This is a genomic window from Azospirillum baldaniorum (assembly GCF_003119195.2).
Lineage (GTDB): Bacteria > Pseudomonadota > Alphaproteobacteria > Azospirillales > Azospirillaceae > Azospirillum > Azospirillum baldaniorum.
Genome location: NZ_CP022254.1, coordinates 424,384 through 440,795, shown reverse-complemented (window position 1 = coordinate 440,795; position 16,412 = coordinate 424,384). Strand labels below are relative to the sequence as shown.

Below are 16,412 nucleotides of genomic sequence, written 5' to 3'. Positions count from 1 at the left end.
ATCATGTGGTCGTGGGTTCGAGTCCCACCCGGATCACCATTCCCCTCAATGGGTTAGCGGTTTAACGGGGCATCCGTTCAGATTCCCCCTGCAAACCGGCCGGTGGCGGTTTGCAAATGACGGGGTACTGCTCCCGGTCGCGGCCTGTTTAAATGGCCGATCCCTCGTGTCACCCCGAGAGCAAGCCGGAACCTTCGGCCAATTTCCGGTGTTGCTTGGCGGCAGCGTCAAGAGGGGGAGTCGCCGGCATGAACCGAGCCACCGATCCGTATGCCGACACCATGGGCGGCGTCGCGGCGGGCAACACAGCAAACACCACACCCACATCCGACGCCCCGGCAGCGCCGCAGGGCCGGCGTGGGACGGACGAGATCGAGCAGGACATCCACGCCATCCGTGGCCGCATGGACGCGGTTCTCGACGAGATCGAGTTCCGCCTGTCGCCCGGCCAGATGTCAGGGGGAGTCATCGAGGTGGTGCGGGACGTGGTGGAGGGCAACCCGTCGCGCATGGCCCGTGCCATCCGTTCCAACCCCTGGCCGCTGGCCGTGATGGCGGCGGGCGCCCTGTGGTTCGCCTGGACCGTCTCACGCACGCCGGAGGTCGAACCCACCGCCTCCGGAACGCCGACGGGACGGGTCGTCGACGGGACGATCCAGGATGTGCTGAGCGTCCTGGTCGCCGCGTGCCGCCAAGGAGCCACCGGGTTCCGCCAAGCTGACATGGTGCTGGACGATCCCGATTTGAGGGCGCGGCTGACCCAGGTCGCCAGCCAGTTCGATCGCAGCGCCGCCGCCCTGGAGGCGGAACTGGTGCGCCGCGGTGGTGGGCGGGATCTGCGGATTCCCGTCCATGCGGTCTGGCGTGACCTGGACACGGAACTGGGGGGCGCGCGGACGCGCGGAGGGCTGCTCCGTGGGTTGGAAAGCGGAGTGGAGGGAACGTTGGGTCTGTTCCGCAACAGCCTCCACGATGACCTGCCCGAGGAACTGACGGTGATCGTCGGGGCCCATTTCCATGAGATCGAGACAGTGCGCCACCGTGTCGGCGCTCTGCGCGAAGCGGTCGCGTGAGGGAGGGGGCATGCTGGGGCTGAGCCGTCGCCACCGCAACCAGTATCCGCGCGTCGAGATGGGGGGCCGGGGGCGGTCGGCGGCCAAGCCCTCCGACATTCCCAAGGCGGGTTGGAAGGACATTCTCTGGCGCACCTGGGAGGAGCAGGGAAAGGACAACATCTCCATCGTGGCGGCAGGGGTGGCCTATTACGCCCTGTTCGCCATCTTCCCAGCCATCGCCGCACTGGTGTCGCTCTACGGCCTCGTCTTCGACCCGGCAGGGGTGGAGCAGCAGGTCAATCAACTCGCCGGGCTGCTCCCGCCGGAGGCGCTGAACGTGCTGCGTGATCAGGCGCGCAACGTGGCGTCCGCGCCGCAGGAAGGTCTGGGCTTCGGCGTTCTGTTCGGTCTCGCCCTGACGCTGTGGAGTGCGTCGCGCGGCACCAACTCGCTGATCACCGCGCTGAACATCGCCTACGGTGAGGAGGAGCGGCGCAGCTTCATCCGGCTTGCCGGCCTGTCGCTGGTGTTGACGCTGGCCGGTCTGGTCTTCGTGATCGTGACGTTGGCGCTGATCGTGGCGGTGCCGGCGGCCATCAATTTCCTCGGCCTGCGGGATACCCCGATCGGCTGGGCCGCCAGCCTTGCGCGCTGGCCCATCCTGGCGGTGGCGATCGTGCTGGCTCTCGCCGTGCTCTATCGCTATGGCCCTGACCGGCGGCAGCCGAAATGGCGCTGGGTCACCTGGGGATCGGCCATCGCCACGGCGCTGTGGATCATCGCCTCGGTGGGCTTCTCGATCTACGTCTCGAACTTCGGCAGCTACAACCAGACCTACGGGTCGGTCGGGGCGGGCGTGGTGCTGCTGCTGTGGTTCAACCTGACCTCCTACGTGATCCTGATGGGGGCGGAACTGAACGCGGAGATCGAACATCAGACCGCCCGCGACACCACGGAAGAGGATGGGCGCGGCCCGAAGCCGATGGGGCATCGGGATGCCTATGTCGCCGACACGGTGGGGAAGCGCCGGGCGTAGCGCTTCCCCCGCTCGGCGCTTTTCGGATCAGCGGCTGCCGCAGCTCTGAATGACGCCGTCGACCTTGCGGGCGCCGTCCGCGCTCAGCCGGTCGTGGACGAAGTCGGACCACAGGCCAGCCCGGTTCAAATCGTCGGCCACGCAGCGGCAGGTGGCGGTGCAGTGCGCCACCTCGCCGCCACTGCTGGTGCAGGTCGCCGCGCAGGAGGTCTGGAAGCTGCGGACGTCCGCCGGGTCGGCACCAATCCCCATCGCCAGCAAGGACAGCGAGCCGAACAACACGGGCTGGTGGAGGAGATACACCGCCAAGCTGTGCCGGCCGGCCCAGGCAAACCCGCGCCCGACCGCTCCGCCCGGAGCCCTCGTCGGGGCTGGACGCCACAGCCGCCCCAGCGCCATCCCGAACAGGAAGCCGCCGAACCAGGGGAACAACGGCACATAGTCGTTCGATTGCGGCTCGAAGGTCATCAACCCGATCCAGCGCAGCCAGGGCTCATCGAACAGTGGAAGGGCGACCGTCTCACCCAGCGCGATCACCGCAACGCCGAGCAGCAGAAGCACAGGCCAGGGTAGGCGCAGCAGGGCGAGGCCGAGCAGACTGGCCACCGCCATATGGTGCAGCACGCCGAAGACGATCGGGCTGTCCGGAAACATGACCATCGACACAGCCGACACGCCGCCTGCGGCCAGCACAAGCAGGGCGAAGCGCCGCAGGAAACGGCGCTGGTCGATGCCGCCCTCCGCCGCCAGGACGAGGCTGAGACCCGACAGGATCAGGAAGCTGCCGAGGATCCCGGTGCGCGCGGCCAGCCACAGCGGATCGCCGAACAGGTCGAAATCGGCCAGCCCGAGATAGGTCAGGTCCCAGGAGCCGTGATAGAGGGCCATGGCGAGCAAGGCCACACCGCGCGCCGTGTCGATGACGCCAACGCGCCGCGCCGTCGTGGTCGCCGAGGCCGCCGATGCGGATGAGGTGGGGAGGATGGGCATGGGCGCGACTTTTGCCGGATTGGCACGTCCCTGTCCACCGCCGCCCGTCAGGAGGCCATGGTCTGGGAAAGAACCAACCGGGCGGTGGTGCCCTGTCCGCGCGATCCGGTCATGCTGAAGCTTCCGCCGATCTGGGCGGCCAGCGAACTGACGATCTTCAGGCCGAGACTGGAGGGGCGCGCCAGGGTGAAGCCATCGGGAAGTCCCGCCCCGTCGTCGCGCACCGTCAGCACCAGCTCTCCGTCATCGGCGCGCAAATCGACGGCGATCCGCCCGGCCTCGCCATTGGGGAAACCGTGCTCCAGGGCGTTGCTGACCAGTTCGGCGAGGATCAGGGCCAGCGGAATCAGGGTGTCCGGCGGCAGGTCGGACTCGGCGGCGCTGACCGTGCAGTCGATCCGTTCCGCCCCGGAGGTCTTCAGGATGTCCTGACACAGTTCGCGCAGGAACGGCTCCATATCCATCGGGCCGTCATGGGGCGCGTGGAGCCGGCGGTGCAGACGGCCCAATGTGGACAGCCTTCCCGCGGCCTCCTCCAGCGCACGGCGGGCTTCCGGATCCTTGACCTTGGACTTCTGGATGGCGATCAGCGAGGAGGCGAGTTGAAGGTTGTTGGACACGCGGTGCTGAAGCTCGCTGAACATCACCTGGGTCTGCTGGGTCAGGCGGGCGCTGCGGTTGCGCTCCTCCGCCAGCCGCTCCAGCGCCACGTTCATGGTGTGGATCACGGCGATGTCCACCGCCACGACCAACCCGAAGAAGCCAAGCGCCAGTGCGCTGCCGGGCGCGAGGTCGAGCGATTGGGTGGTGCCGAGGAAGAAATACCAGGAGGCCAGTCCGCTCAGCAGTGCGGTCACGATGCCCGGCCAAAGCCCGGCCAGGAAGGTGGTGACGATGACCGCCGGGAAGAAGGTCAGGAAGGGGAACCCCGCCGGCAACCGGTCGTCCAGGGCAAGGCGCGCCACCATGGCGACGGCAAAGGTCGCCAGCGCGAACATGAACCCCAAACCCTTGTGCCCGCGCAATCGGGTGAGCTGGGCAAGAGTCATATGCGGCGGTCGTCCGTTTCGAAAGCGGGGAACGGACGCTGCCGTCCGCGGGGGGAAGCGACTACGATATGGAGATTCGTATGCGAACGCACCGCCTTTTATGCGGGTGCTTCACAAATTAAATTCGATCTTCGTAGGGATTGCGCGGCCTTTGGCCAGGGGTCTTCATGCGGGCGTTACGGTCTTGCGCAGATCGGCGCATTGCGCCAACAGAGGCGCCATCGAGCGTTGTGCGGCGATGCGGGCGGCGGCGTCCAAGGACTGCAGGGCCGCAGCGAAATCCCCTTGCGCGGCCAACCCACGGGCCAGTGCGAGTCGCGCCCAGGCCTCGTCGCCCGATTGTCTTGAGGCTGCGGCTTTCCCGGCCGCGTCGCGGGCGTTGCGGACGGCGTCTTCCGGCTGTCCGGAGAGCAGCGCGGCCTCGGCGATCCAGGTCAGGATTTGCGGCTCGTGGCGCCGGATGCCGAGCATCCGCGCGTGCTCCCGGCTGCCCAGCAGGAGGGACGCCCCATCGTTGAGCGCTCCCGTGCGGACCAGGGCATAGCCCAACGCACCGAGGACCAGCGGCTGGCAGGCGTGCAGCCGGATCGTTTCGGTGATGACAACGGCCCTTTTCAGAGGCTCCACAGCGACGGCGTAGCGCTGCGCGGTCAACGCGGCCCAGCCGAGATGCAGACAGGCCAGCGCGCGGGATGGGGCGTGACCGCTGCCTTCCGCCTGGGCGAGCGCCGCTCGGGCCAGCCGCAGCGCCTCTTCCGGCTCGCCCAGTTCCGCCCGGCAGCGCGCTTGGTGCGCGGCGATGCACACCGGCGCCAACGCGGTCGGACCGGGGAGGAGGCACGCCTTCTCCCGGGCTGCCAACGCGGCGGCGCGCAGGATGGTGTCGGCGTGGCGGAAACGGCCTTCTTCGGTCAAGCCGCGGCCCAGCTTGATGAGCGTTTGCACCTGTTGCCCAGGACTTTCGGTGTGCCGCCAAATCCGCAGAGCCTGCATGCCGGCCCGCCGGGCCCCCGGCAGATCACCACCGGCCCAGCGCAGCGTGGCCAGAAGCGACAGGGCGCGTGCAACGCGCAAACGGTCGCCGAGGTCTTCGGCGAGCATGAGGGCCTTTTCAGCCGCTTTGATCGCGTCGCTGCCCGACGGCGCATGGGTGCGGGTCAGAGCGGTCCACAGATCGATTCGGCGTTGCGCGTTCCGTTGGGTTTTGGGCAACCGGTCCAGCGCGGTCAGCGCGTCCCGGTAATGACGGGCGGCGTCGGCGGGGCGGCAGTCCGCCTCCGCCCGTCGTCCGGCGTGCCGTGCGCAGGCGCAGGCCAGCGCCCAATCGCCGGCCAACGGGGCGTGGTGGGCCATCCACTCGATCCGTTCCGGCCGCCGGTCGCGGCGCAGCGCGTTCAACAGGGCGGCGTGCGTTGTCGGATCATCCCGCCCGGCGCCATCGGACTCGGTCGGCCCGCCGTCCGGTGCCGGCAGGACGATGCGTCGTGCGGTGCCGGGCGGCATCCAACCTCTGGGCCGCTCGCACGCTGCGGGAGAGCGGATGACCAGCAGGCACAGCCGTGCGTCCTCCACGGCGTTGCCGAGCGCATCGAGCAGAGCCCCGGTCAGGCCGCGCGTCCATTGGGCGTTCTCCACGACGATCAGGATGGGGCGTTCGTAGCACAGGTCCAGAAGGGCGGCGGCCAGCCCCTCCACGTGGAATTCAGCCCTCTGCGCGCCGTCCAGCCCCAGCCAGAGCGGTTGAAGCAATGGAAGGCCCAACAGGCTGCGGACCGCCTCTCCGGCCAACTCGCCACCGCCGCGTTCGGCGGCCAGGGCGATGTTCTGACGGGCCTTGTCCGGAAGATCATCGGCCAATGGCAAAAGACTGGCGGCCACCGCTTCGAGATCGTCCGGTCCCCCCAGCGGCGGCAACAGGGATTGCGGCCAGCGCAGAATGCTGAAACCGGCGGAAACGGGGCTGTGGACAAGCGTGGCGATCAGGCGGCTGGCGTCCTCGTTCGCCGCGGTCAGGGAAAGCATGGAGCCGATGCCTTCCTCGGCATGGTGCAACGCGTCCGCGATGTCCATCAGCGCGCGCCGGAACGCGGCACCATCGGGTGGCGCCCCGGCTTCATCCCGAGCGACGGACCGCGGCTGTGCCATCGGTTTCCCCGTGGTGTTGGTCTTAGGGAACACAGATCCCGTTTCGGCATGCCGGGACATGCGGAAAGACAATGGCAGATTTTGAAACGGATGGCCTGCGCTTCTTTTGGTGATGGGGTGGGAGGATCGGAGACATACTGCCGCATGGCCCTCTGCGATCCATTGCGTCCGGAAAGCGAAACGGCGCCGCGGATTGCCGGGCGCCGTTCGTTATTGCCTTGTGCACTCACAACCTTGCCGAAAGTCTTAACCGGAAGGTTCTGGTTCCTTCGGTTGCGCTTTCGCTGCCGCGTCAGCGCTTCATGGCGATGCCTTCGACCTGCGACACGTCACGCACCGCGCCGCGGTCGGCGCTGGTGGTCAGGGCGGCATAGGCGCGCAGGGCCGGCGAGACGACGCGGTTGCGGTTGGCCGGCTTCCAGGCGTCGGCGCCCTTGGCGTTCTCGGCGTCGCGGCGGCGTTGCAGCTCCTCGTCGGACAGGGCGAGGTTGATCTTGCGGTTGGGGATGTCGATTTCGATCCGGTCGCCGTCCTGGACGAGGCCGATGGCACCGCCCTGCGCCGCTTCCGGCGAGGCGTGGCCGATCGACAGGCCCGAGGTGCCGCCGGAGAAGCGGCCGTCGGTGACCAGGGCGCAGGCCTTGCCCAGCCCCTTCGACTTCAGGTAGCTCGTCGGGTAGAGCATCTCCTGCATGCCGGGGCCGCCGCGCGGGCCTTCGTAGCGGATGACCACCACGTCGCCCGCCTTGACCGTGTCGCCCAGGATGGCCTCGACCGCCGCGTCCTGGCTTTCGAAGACGCGGGCCGGTCCGGCGAAGACGAGGTTGGAGGCGTCCACGCCGGCCGTCTTCACGATGCAGCCCTTCTCGGCGATGTTGCCGAACAGCACGGCGAGGCCGCCGTCCTTGCTGAAGGCGCTGTCGACGGAGCGGATGACGCCCTTGTCGCGGTCGAGATCGAGTTCCGGCCAGCGCTTCTCCTGGCTGAAGGCGATGGTCGTGGGGATGCCGCCGGGGGCGGCCTTGAACATGGTGTGGACGCCTTCGTCCTGGGTGCGCTTGACGTCCCAGCGGTCCAGCGCGTCGCCCAGCGTCTTGGCGTGGACGGTCGCGACGTCGCGGTTCAGCAGCCCGCCGCGGTCCAGCTCGCCCAGGATGCCGAAGATGCCGCCGGCCTTGTGCACGTCCTCGATGTGGACGTCGGACACCGCCGGGGCGACCTTGCAGACGTTGGGCACGCGGCGCGACAGCCGGTCGATGTCGGCCATGGTGAAGGGCACCTGTCCCTCCTGCGCGGCGGCCAGCAGGTGCAGCACCGTGTTGGTGGAGCCGCCCATGGCGATGTCGAGCGTCATGGCGTTTTCGAACGCCTCGAAGGTGGCGATGCCGCGGGGCAGGGCGGTGGCGTCCTCCTCCTGGTACCAGCGGCGGCACAGCTCCACCGCCATGCGGCCGGCGGCCAGGAACAGCTCCTTGCGGTCGGCGTGGGTCGCCAGGATGGTGCCGTTGCCGGGCAGCGAGAGCCCCAGCGCCTCGGTCAGGCAGTTCATCGAATTGGCGGTGAACATGCCGGAGCAGGAGCCGCAGGTCGGGCAGGAGCCGCGCTCCATCACCGCGGCTTCCTCGTCGCTCACCGTCGGATCGGCGGCGGCGACCATGGCGTCAATCAGGTCCACGGCCTTTGTCTTGCCGCGCCAGTTGACCTTGCCGGCCTCCATCGGGCCGCCCGACACGAAGACCGCCGGAATGTTCAGCCGCATGGCGGCCATCAGCATGCCGGGGGTGATCTTGTCGCAGTTGGAGATGCAGACCAGCGCGTCGGCGCAATGGGCGTTCACCATGTACTCGACGGCGTCGGCGATCAGCTCGCGCGAGGGCAGGCTGTAGAGCATGCCGTCGTGGCCCATGGCGATGCCGTCGTCCACGGCGATGGTGTTGAACTCCTTGGCGACGCCGCCGGCCTTCTCGATCTCGCGGGCGACGAGCTGGCCCAGATCCTTCAGGTGGACGTGCCCCGGCACGAACTGGGTGAAGGAGTTGGCGATCGCGATGATCGGCTTGCCGAAATCGCCGTCCTTCATGCCCGTCGCGCGCCACAGGCCGCGGGCGCCCGCCATGTTGCGGCCGTGCGTGGAAGTGCGGGAGCGATAATGCGGCATGTCTCTACCTCAGGGATCGAACATTGCGTGCGGATGCGCAGGGGCAGCAACACTAGCAATCCCGAAGACCGGAAACCAGACCTCTCGTTCCCTTTTCCGTCCCATTTTCCGGCAGGCGGGGCATAGGAGCTTTGCGGAGAACGGGGAGGGGGAGCGCTCCGCCCCCTCAGCCGCGCGAGGCATCCCGGCGCGACGCCTTGCCCGGCTTGCCGCTGGCCGCCCCGCCGCGGGAGATCTGGCCGCCGGTCTTGGTCGTTCCGGTTTGCTCCGTCCGTCCGGCGGCCACCGCTGACAGATTCTCAGCGGCCGCCCGCGTGCCGCTGCCGCGAGTGGCTTTGGGCGTGGCTTTGGGTTTCGCGGGGGCCGGCTTCGCTGCGGTCGGCTTCGAGCGCCGTTTCGGTGAAGCATCCGACGCGCTGCTTTCCGTCTCCTCGCTCTGCCGCTCGGCGCGGATCTCGTCGTCGACCTCGGCTTCGGCCTGAGCCCAATGCTCGTCATGCCGGCCGTCGGGGCGGCCATCCCGTTCCCAAATGTCGTGGGCGCGCCGGCGAACACGCTCGGCCCGATCCTGTTCCGGCTTTTGGCTCATGGGGCTGCCTCCTCCTGGTCATGGCGGATCACGGACCGGGCGGGTCACGGACCGGCCTGCCCGTCACAACGCAGGAGAGCGGCAGTGGTTTCAAACCATCCGAAACGACCGACCAAACCGCGGGCGATGCCCCGTCAACGGCTGTCCTGCCCGACGAACCGGCTTTCGAAGCGGGCGGCGTCGGCGGGGGCCAAGGCCACGTGCACATGGGCCTGCCCATCCTCGTCCCGGCGATCCAGCACCTGCCCATGCTCGTACAGCCACGCCAGGGCGCGTCCGTCCGACAGGTTGACGCTCAACTCCAGCACCTGCCGCTCGGCCGATACGCGGCGGTCCAGAAGATCCAGCAGGTCGTCCAGCCCCTCCCCGGTCAGGGCGGACACGGCGACGGCCCGTTCCTCTCCCTCCATCATCCGCTGGTTGGCGAGGCGCATGTGGAGCGCGCCGCGGGCCGTCGCCGGCATCTGGTCGGTCTTGTTCAAAACCTCCACCACCCGCGGGTCGTTGGCGGCATCGATCCCGAGGTCTGCCAGCACAGAATCCACGTCCGCCTTCTGCGCCGCCGTGTCGGGATGCGAGACGTCGCGGACATGCAGGATCAGGTCGGCGGCCTGCACCTCCTCCAGCGTGGCTCGGAAGGCGGCGACGAGTTGGGTCGGCAGTTCCGACACGAATCCCACCGTGTCCGACAGGGCCATGGTCTTGCCGGAGGAGAGCGCGATCCGGCGCACCGTGGGGTCGAGCGTGGCGAACAGCATGTCCTCGGCGGTGACCCCGGCGCCGGACAGCCGGTTGAACAGCGTCGATTTGCCGGCGTTGGTGTAGCCGACCAGCGCCACCAGCGGCGTGCCGCCGCGCTGCCGGGCGGAGCGGTGCAGCTTGCGGGTCCGCCGCACCTCCTCCAGGTCCGACTTCAGGCGGCTGATGCGCTCGGCGATCAGGCGGCGGTCGAGTTCGAGCTGGCTTTCGCCGGGGCCGCCCAGGAAGCCGAAACCGCCGCGCTGCCGCTCCAGGTGGGTCCAGGACCGGACCAGCCGCGACCGCTGGTAGGTCAGGGCGGCCAGTTCGACCTGCAACTGGCCCTCGCGGGTGTGGGCGCGCTCCCCGAAGATCTCCAGGATGAGGCCGGTGCGGTCGATCACCTTGGCCATGCAGCGGCGCTCCAGATTGCGCTGCTGCACCGGGCTGAGCGGATGGTCGATCACCACGAGATCGGCGTGGAAGGCCTCCACCATGCCGCCGATCCGATCGGCGGTGCCGCGCCCGAACAGGGTGGCGGGGTCGGGGCGGGCGACGCGGATCACCTCGGCGTGCGGCACCTCCAGGCGGATGGCCTGGGCAAGCGCGATCGCTTCTGAAAGCCGCGCGTCTGGCTGGCGCGCCGCGGCGTTTCCATCGTCGGGGTGCGTGGACAGGACCGGCAGGATGACCAGGGCGCGGCCGGCGGAGGGCGGACCCGCCCGGTCAGGATCGTTGCCCTGGACGCTGCGGGAAACCGAGGCGGCGGAACGGGGTGACGGGCGGTCGTCGGAATCAGGCATCGGGCTGGCACCGTTCCTTCTGGCGATGGGGTTGAGCGATCAAGAGTTGCAGGTCCGCAAAAAACAGCGCGCCGCTGCTGCGGTTCCAAAACCGTCCGGAATCGTGCACAAACCGGTGGCGTGTAACCTCTGGACATACTCCCATCATGTCATCCTTTGACCGCGGCGCCGCCTCACCCCATACGGTCATGCCCAACCGGTCCGCCGGAGTGCCCGGCAGCGGCGTGCTGGACCGCTGGCCCTGGTGGGGGCTGTGCGTGGCGCTGGCGGCGGTGATGGTGGTGTCGGCCCTGGCGATCGGCTTCCGCACCCCTTACTGGTCGCACGCCGACCAGGATCTGGTGCTGGCCTATCACGGGCTGCTGTTCAGCGAGGGGCTGCCCCAGGAGTATTTCGACCACCCCGGCTACACCTATTTCCTGGTGATCGAGGTCTGGTACCGGCTGCTGCACGCGCTTGGCCTGATGCCGGTCATCACCCTCTCCGGCCTGCCGCCCGCCGCCGACACCGCAGCCTACAACGCGGCCTGGCAGAATTTGGTGGAGGCCGGGCGGGCTCTGTCCATCCTCGTCACCACCGGCTTTGCGCTGATCTACGCCAACCTCGTCCGCGCGCTGGTCGGCGACCGTCGGGTGGCCTTCCTGGCGGCCGTGGTGATGGCCTTCGGCATCGGCCTGTCCACCCAGGCGCGGCAGATGCGCACCGATCTGCTGTCGGCCTCGTTCGTGGTGACGGCGCTTCTTCTGGTGCTGGTTGCCATCCGCACCGCTCCGGGCTGGCGTCCCCTTCTGCTTCTCGGGCTGGCCGGTCTGCTGGCCGGGCTGGCGGTGGTGACGAAGATCCAGGCGATCTTCCTGGCGCTGGGCATCCCGGTGATCGCGCTGGCCTTCGGGCGCCGCTTCACCGGGGACGGCGGGCGCCACTGGATCGCCGCCGGCATTCTGGCGCTGGCGGCGGGCGCGGCGGCGTTGCCCGCGGCGGCCCTGATCCAGCACGGCATCGCCAGCGCTGGCCAGTCGCTCTACCCCTACCGGCCGGTTGGGGGTGGTCTGTCGGGGGTCTATCAGGGGATCATCGTCGGCTGGGTGTTTCTCGGCATGGCCGTCTACGCGGCGGTGTGGCGGGTGCGCCTGTCCTACGCGGTGGCGGCCATGGCGGCGGTCGCCCTTGGGCTGGCGCTCGGCGTGCTCGCCCTGACGATCCGCCCGCACGAGCAGAACGTCATCGCCGTCGCCAACCTGATCGAGCACATGTTCGTCTTCACCACCTGGAAGCATCAGGCGGCGCTGCAGGGGCAGGAGCAGGTGCTCTCCGAGGGGCTGGTGACGTTGCTGGCGAAGGGGCTGTGGCGCACGCTGGCGATCCGCACCATCGTCTTCCACCCCGACAACATTCCGCAGACCGTCGTGGTGGAGTGGTTCATCATCGGCGGCTGCATCGTCCTGTGGCGCCGGGGGGAACGGGTGACCGCGGCACAGGCGGCGCTTCTGCTGCTGGTTGCCTGGGGTTTGGAGACGCTCTTCTCCCTGCGCGGCTTTCAGCGGGCCTACGCCGCCTACACCGACCCGCTGATGGGGCTTGCCGCGGCCTGGGTGCTGCTGCGCCTGCCCGGTTTTCTGGAGCGCACCCGGACGCGCCGCTGGATGTTCGGCATGGTGGCGCTGGTGGTCGTGGTCGCCCAGGTCTGGCCCGCCATCGAGGCCATCCGCCTGCCCAACCCCGCCGGCCAGTGCGGCTGGATACCCACCTATATGAAGCGGGTCGAGCCCTTCCCCTTCTGCCGCCCCGGTTGAGGTGCGGCGCGGGCGTCCCACATCATGGGGATAGGCTGACCACGAGGCTCGACCCCATGGACGACACCGCCGACACCCCCTGGAAGACCGATCCGGACGCCCCCGACACCGCGGAGCACGCTGCGGGAGGGGAAGGCGCCGATGACTTGGACCAGCGGGTGGCCGCCGCGGCGATGCGGCTCGCCGCCGGGCGGGGCTGGCGCAACACCGGCCTGCTGGCGATCGCGCGGGCGGCGGGGGTGCCACCCGGCGACTTCTACCGCCGTTTTCCCTCCCGTTCCGATGTGCTGGCCGCCGTGTCGCGGGTCGCCGACACCGCGGTCCTTGCCGACGATGCCCCGGTCGGTCCGGACGAGAGCGCCCGCGACCGGCTCTTCGACGTGGTGATGCGCCGTTACGACGCTTTGCTGCCCTACCGGGACGGGTTGCGCTCGGTCGTCCGCGACCTGCGGCGGGAGCCGCTGACCGCGCTTGCCTTCTCCCGCCATTTCGGACGGTCGATGGCCTGGATGCTGCGCGCCGCCGGGGTGGAGGCCGAACGGACCGGCGGCGCCCTGCTCGTGGCCGGGCTGGGCGCGGTGCAGGCGCGGGTCATGCGCGTCTTCCTGGAGGACGACAGCGCCGACCTGTCGCGGACCATGGCGGCGCTCGATTCCGAGCTGCGGCGGGCGGAACGCTGGGCTGGGGCATTACGCCGCAGATCCGGACGTGCCTCCACAACCGAATCGCCCACAGCCCCGCAAGGCGCCGCGGAACCGGCCAGGGAACCAGGAAGCGCGTCCACCGGTTGAGGTTCCGTAGGACGCAGTGTAGCCCCTGGTGCGACGCACAAGGGCGTTGACTATCTTTTTGGCAATCTGCATAGTCGCGCCACAGGTTTGCTGCGCCGCAGCACGCCTAATGAATCCTTTCGTCGGGGGTGAGAACCATGGCCAAGCAGACCGGTAACCCGTTCCTCGAATTCGATCTGTCCAAGGTGCTGGGCGATTACAAGGTGCCCGGCCTCGACGTCGAGTCGATCCTGGCGAGCCAGCGCAAGAACATCGAGGCGGTGACCGCCGCCAACCAGCTCGCGATCGAGGGTCTGCAGGCCGTGCTCCGCCGCCAGGCCGAGATCGTCCGTTCCTCCGTCGAGGAGGCCGGCAGCTATGTGAACCAGGTCGCCGCCGCCGGCACGCCGGAAGAGAAGGCCGCCAAGCAGGCCGAGCTGGTCAAGGTCGCCTTCGAGAAGGCCCTGTCGAACATCAAGGAACTGGCCGAGCTGGTTGCCAAGTCCAACACCGAGGCCGCCGACGTGCTGTCGAAGCGCGTGTCGGAGAGCCTGGACGAGGTTAAGGCCGCCATCGCCAAGAAGTAAGCTCCTCTCCCATCGGGGAGACGTGCCGCAAAGGGCCGCCCACCGGGGCGGCCCTTTCGCGTTTCAGCTTCGGCGCCGCCGGTGCTAGCCTTGCCCGCAAGACCGCAACAGGGCAGGGACGAGACCCGTGACCATCAGTTACGACGATTTCCTGAAGGTGGACATCCGCGTCGGCACCATCACCGCGGCGGAGCCCTTCCCGGAGGCACGCAAGCCGGCCTACAAGCTGACCATCGATTTTGGGCCGGAGATCGGCACCCGGCGCAGTTCCGCCCAGATCACCCGCCACTACACGCTCGACGAGTTGGTGGGCCGGCAGGTGCTGGGGGTGGTGAATTTCCCGCCCAAGCGCATCGGCCCCTTCACCAGCGAGGTCCTGTGCCTGGGCCTGCCCGACGCGGACGGCGAAGTGGTGCTGGTCGGGCCGGGGCAGGGCGTGCCAAACGGCGGCCGGCTGTACTGAGGCTGCAAACAGCAAAAGGGCCAGGAGGCGTTGCCGTCCCGGCCCTTTTGTTTTTTGGGCGAAGCGCCTTACTCGGCGCGCTCGACGGAGCCCCAGAGGTCGTATTCGTCGGCGTGCTCGATGGTCACGTCCACGATGTCGCCCGGCTTGACGTTCGTCTCGCCGTTCAGGAAGACGTTGCCGTCGATCTCCGGCGCGTCGGCGTAGGAGCGGCCGATGGCGCCCTCCTCGTCGACCTCGTCGATGAGGACGCCCAGCGTGAAGCCGACCTTCTGCTGGAGCCGCTCGGCGCTGATCGCCTTCTGGGTCTCCATGAAGCGCTCCCAGCGCTCCTGCTTGATCTCTTCCGGAACGGCGCCGGGCAGGTCGTTGGCGGTGGCGCCCTCGACCGGCTCGTACTTGAAGCAACCGACGCGGTCGAGCTGCGCTTCCTTCAGCCAGTCCAGCATGAACTGGAAGTCCTCCTCCGTCTCGCCGGGGAAGCCGGTGATGAAGGTGGAGCGCAGAACCAGATGCGGGCATTCCTGCCGCCACTTCCGGATGCGGTCGAGCTGCTTCTCCTGGGCCGCCGGGCGGCGCATGGCCTTCAGGACGGTGGGCGAGGCGTGCTGGAACGGGATGTCCAGATAGGGGAGGATGCGGCCCTCCGCCATCAGCGGGATCACCTCGTCCACATGCGGGTAGGGGTAGACGTAGTGCAGGCGCACCCAGACGTCGAAGTTCGCCAACTCGCGGCAGAGGTCGATGAAGCGGGCCTTCACCTTGCGCCCGTACCAGTCCTCTTCCGCGTATTTGCGGTCGACGCCGTAGGCGCTGGTGTCCTGGGAGATGACCAGCAGTTCCTTGACGCCGGCGGTCGCCAGCTTCTCCGCCTCGCGCAGGACCGAAGCGACCGGACGGCTGACCAGATCGCCGCGCAGGGACGGGATGATGCAGAAGCTGCAGCGGTTGTTGCAGCCCTCGGAAATCTTCAGATAGGCGTAATGGCGCGGAGTCAGCCGGAGCCCTTCCGGCGGCACCAGATCGGTGAAGGGGTCGTGGACCGGCGGCACGGCGTCGTGCACGGCGTTGACCACCTGCTCGTACTGGTGGGGGCCGGTGACGGCCAGCACGTCCGGATGGACCTGCCGGATCATGTCCGATTCCACGCCCATGCAGCCGGTCACGATGACCCGACCGTTTTCCTTGATCGCCTCGCCGATGGCTTCCAGCGATTCCTTCTTGGCGGAATCGAGGAAGCCGCAGGTGTTGACCAGCACGACGTCCGCGCCGTCGTAGGACGGCGAGATCTCGTAGCCTTCGGCGCGCAGGCGCGTGAGGATGCGCTCGGAGTCGACGAGCGCCTTGGGGCAGCCCAGGCTGACGATCCCCACCTTGGGGGAGGAAGCCGGGTTGGTCTTGAAACCGGGAATGGACGGGGGCGTGCTGGTCATGGCGCGCATATATAGGCGAGTCGCGGCGCAACGCCAGACAAAACGCGCGGCGCAGCCCCGACACGAGGTGGTAGGTGCCCTGCGTTGTCTCCGCACCGGTCCGGCAATCCGCACGGCGCCACAGGGGGGTGCGACACCTTGTGCTGAATGAGGTTTGAGGTCAATGTTTCGTTTACCCTCCCGATACCGTAGTGTGCGGCTCGTCGTCGGGGGTGGGGAGTCATGGACTTGCCTACTGGGGTATGTTAGTTTGGTGTTCGTATAGTCTCTGAAACGTACAGACTCGCTGCCGGCATTTGCTGCGCCGCGCTTGTTTATTCTGTCAACTGTCGAGACCCCGCTGCCATGTCGAAAAGCCCGCCGTCCCTGGCTTCGGCGCAAGCGATTGCCGAGGTCATGATGCACATCGGCCACATCGCCGACAGCATGGGCTATACGCAGGGCTTGAAACCGTCGCAGTGGACGGCGTTGCGTTACTTCGCGCGCGCCAACGACAGCCAGCGGACGGTGTCCGCCTTCGCCGACTTTCACGCGACGACCCGCGGCGCGGCGTCCCAGATGGTCGAAGTTCTGGTGACGAAGGAACTGCTGACGCGCGTCCCGGTGCCGGAGGACCGCCGCGTCGTGCAGCTTCATCCCACGGAGAAGGCGCTGGCCCTTCTTGAATACGACCCGTTGAAGGATTTCGCCGCGGTCATCGCGGCCCTGCCGGGGCCGGAGCAGTTCCAACTGGCGGATCTGCTGTCGCGCGTGCTCAAGGGGTTGCTGAGTCAGCGGGCGTAGGGAGGACAGGCACGAGCCCC

At 68.4% G+C, this 16,412-nt stretch carries 14 protein-coding genes; 7 read left to right on the top strand and 7 right to left on the bottom strand.

Going from position 1 to position 16,412, the window contains the following annotated elements:
- The first annotated feature begins 248 nt into the window (after positions 1 to 248).
- Positions 249 to 1,073 (top strand): ferritin family protein, encoded by an 825-nt coding sequence (locus Sp245p_RS16335; RefSeq protein WP_014197186.1) that lies wholly within the window; start codon positions 249 to 251, stop codon positions 1,071 to 1,073.
- Positions 1,074 to 1,083: 10 nt separating this feature from the next.
- On the top strand, positions 1,084 to 2,091 hold the full coding sequence (locus Sp245p_RS16330) for a YihY/virulence factor BrkB family protein (protein ID WP_014197185.1): 1,008 nt from the start codon (positions 1,084 to 1,086) through the stop codon (positions 2,089 to 2,091).
- 27 nt (positions 2,092 to 2,118) lie between these two features.
- Here the strand turns inward: Sp245p_RS16330 and Sp245p_RS16325 are convergent, their stop codons facing one another.
- The 6 genes from Sp245p_RS16325 to hflX all read right to left on the bottom strand — a co-directional run bounded on the left by Sp245p_RS16325 (position 2,119) and on the right by hflX (position 10,563).
- Positions 2,119 to 3,081 (bottom strand): acetyltransferase domain-containing protein, encoded by a 963-nt coding sequence (locus Sp245p_RS16325; RefSeq protein WP_014197184.1) that lies wholly within the window; start codon positions 3,079 to 3,081, stop codon positions 2,119 to 2,121.
- 47 nt (positions 3,082 to 3,128) lie between these two features.
- A complete protein-coding gene (locus tag Sp245p_RS16320; RefSeq protein WP_063958387.1) occupies positions 3,129 to 4,130 on the bottom strand; it encodes a sensor histidine kinase in 1,002 nt (333 codons plus the stop codon).
- A 165-nt stretch (positions 4,131 to 4,295) separates the two neighbouring features.
- Positions 4,296 to 6,200 (bottom strand): ATP-binding protein, encoded by a 1,905-nt coding sequence (locus Sp245p_RS16315; protein ID WP_041812252.1) that lies wholly within the window; start codon positions 6,198 to 6,200, stop codon positions 4,296 to 4,298.
- A gap of 367 nt (positions 6,201 to 6,567) precedes the next feature.
- Complete coding sequence (gene ilvD, locus Sp245p_RS16310) at positions 6,568 to 8,433, bottom strand: dihydroxy-acid dehydratase (protein ID WP_014197181.1); 1,866 nt, start codon at positions 8,431 to 8,433, stop codon at positions 6,568 to 6,570.
- Between the two features lie 166 nt (positions 8,434 to 8,599).
- A complete protein-coding gene (locus Sp245p_RS16305; RefSeq protein ID WP_014197180.1) occupies positions 8,600 to 9,022 on the bottom strand; it encodes a DUF2934 domain-containing protein in 423 nt (140 codons plus the stop codon).
- Between the two features lie 134 nt (positions 9,023 to 9,156).
- Positions 9,157 to 10,563 carry a GTPase HflX gene (gene hflX / locus Sp245p_RS16300; protein ID WP_014197179.1) on the bottom strand — a complete coding sequence of 469 codons (1,407 nt, stop codon included), beginning with the start codon at positions 10,561 to 10,563 and terminating at the stop codon, positions 9,157 to 9,159.
- 146 nt (positions 10,564 to 10,709) lie between these two features.
- On the opposite strand from hflX, the gene Sp245p_RS16295 reads away from it, so the two are divergent.
- The 4 genes from Sp245p_RS16295 (at position 10,710) to Sp245p_RS16280 (ending at position 14,176) form a co-directional block, all read left to right on the top strand.
- Positions 10,710 to 12,356, top strand: a complete 1,647-nt coding sequence (locus tag Sp245p_RS16295; RefSeq protein WP_244439450.1) for a phospholipid carrier-dependent glycosyltransferase — start codon at positions 10,710 to 10,712, stop codon at positions 12,354 to 12,356.
- Between the two features lie 56 nt (positions 12,357 to 12,412).
- A complete protein-coding gene (locus tag Sp245p_RS16290; RefSeq protein WP_014197177.1) occupies positions 12,413 to 13,147 on the top strand; it encodes a TetR/AcrR family transcriptional regulator in 735 nt (244 codons plus the stop codon).
- Positions 13,148 to 13,284: 137 nt separating this feature from the next.
- Complete coding sequence (locus Sp245p_RS16285; RefSeq protein ID WP_014197176.1) at positions 13,285 to 13,713, top strand: phasin family protein; 429 nt, start codon at positions 13,285 to 13,287, stop codon at positions 13,711 to 13,713.
- 127 nt (positions 13,714 to 13,840) lie between these two features.
- A complete protein-coding gene (locus Sp245p_RS16280) occupies positions 13,841 to 14,176 on the top strand; it encodes a tRNA-binding protein (protein WP_014197175.1) in 336 nt (111 codons plus the stop codon).
- A 68-nt stretch (positions 14,177 to 14,244) separates the two neighbouring features.
- Here the strand turns inward: Sp245p_RS16280 and rimO are convergent, their stop codons facing one another.
- Positions 14,245 to 15,618, bottom strand: a complete 1,374-nt coding sequence (rimO, locus tag Sp245p_RS16275) for a 30S ribosomal protein S12 methylthiotransferase RimO (protein WP_014197174.1) — start codon at positions 15,616 to 15,618, stop codon at positions 14,245 to 14,247.
- 336 nt (positions 15,619 to 15,954) lie between these two features.
- Here rimO and Sp245p_RS16270 point away from each other — a divergent pair, with 336 nt between their 5' ends.
- A complete protein-coding gene (locus tag Sp245p_RS16270; RefSeq protein ID WP_014197172.1) occupies positions 15,955 to 16,392 on the top strand; it encodes a MarR family winged helix-turn-helix transcriptional regulator in 438 nt (145 codons plus the stop codon).
- Positions 16,393 to 16,412: the final 20 nt, after the last annotated feature.

Bases quoted from the DNA above. Each gene is read 5' to 3' on its own strand.
- Sp245p_RS16335 (WP_014197186.1), top strand. From the start codon at position 249: ATGAACCGAGCCACCGATCCGTATGCCGACACCATGGGCGGCGTCGCG.
- Sp245p_RS16330 (WP_014197185.1), top strand. From the start codon at position 1,084: ATGCTGGGGCTGAGCCGTCGCCACCGCAACCAGTATCCGCGCGTCGAG.
- Sp245p_RS16325 (WP_014197184.1), bottom strand. From the start codon at position 3,081: ATGCCCATCCTCCCCACCTCATCCGCATCGGCGGCCTCGGCGACCACG.
- Sp245p_RS16320 (WP_063958387.1), bottom strand. From the start codon at position 4,130: ATGACTCTTGCCCAGCTCACCCGATTGCGCGGGCACAAGGGTTTGGGG.
- Sp245p_RS16315 (WP_041812252.1), bottom strand. From the start codon at position 6,200: ATGGACATCGCGGACGCGTTGCACCATGCCGAGGAAGGCATCGGCTCC.
- ilvD (WP_014197181.1), bottom strand. From the start codon at position 8,433: ATGCCGCATTATCGCTCCCGCACTTCCACGCACGGCCGCAACATGGCG.
- Sp245p_RS16305 (WP_014197180.1), bottom strand. From the start codon at position 9,022: ATGAGCCAAAAGCCGGAACAGGATCGGGCCGAGCGTGTTCGCCGGCGC.
- hflX (WP_014197179.1), bottom strand. From the start codon at position 10,563: ATGCCTGATTCCGACGACCGCCCGTCACCCCGTTCCGCCGCCTCGGTT.
- Sp245p_RS16295 (WP_244439450.1), top strand. From the start codon at position 10,710: ATGTCATCCTTTGACCGCGGCGCCGCCTCACCCCATACGGTCATGCCC.
- Sp245p_RS16290 (WP_014197177.1), top strand. From the start codon at position 12,413: ATGGACGACACCGCCGACACCCCCTGGAAGACCGATCCGGACGCCCCC.
- Sp245p_RS16285 (WP_014197176.1), top strand. From the start codon at position 13,285: ATGGCCAAGCAGACCGGTAACCCGTTCCTCGAATTCGATCTGTCCAAG.
- rimO (WP_014197174.1), bottom strand. From the start codon at position 15,618: ATGCGCGCCATGACCAGCACGCCCCCGTCCATTCCCGGTTTCAAGACC.
- Sp245p_RS16270 (WP_014197172.1), top strand. From the start codon at position 15,955: ATGTCGAAAAGCCCGCCGTCCCTGGCTTCGGCGCAAGCGATTGCCGAG.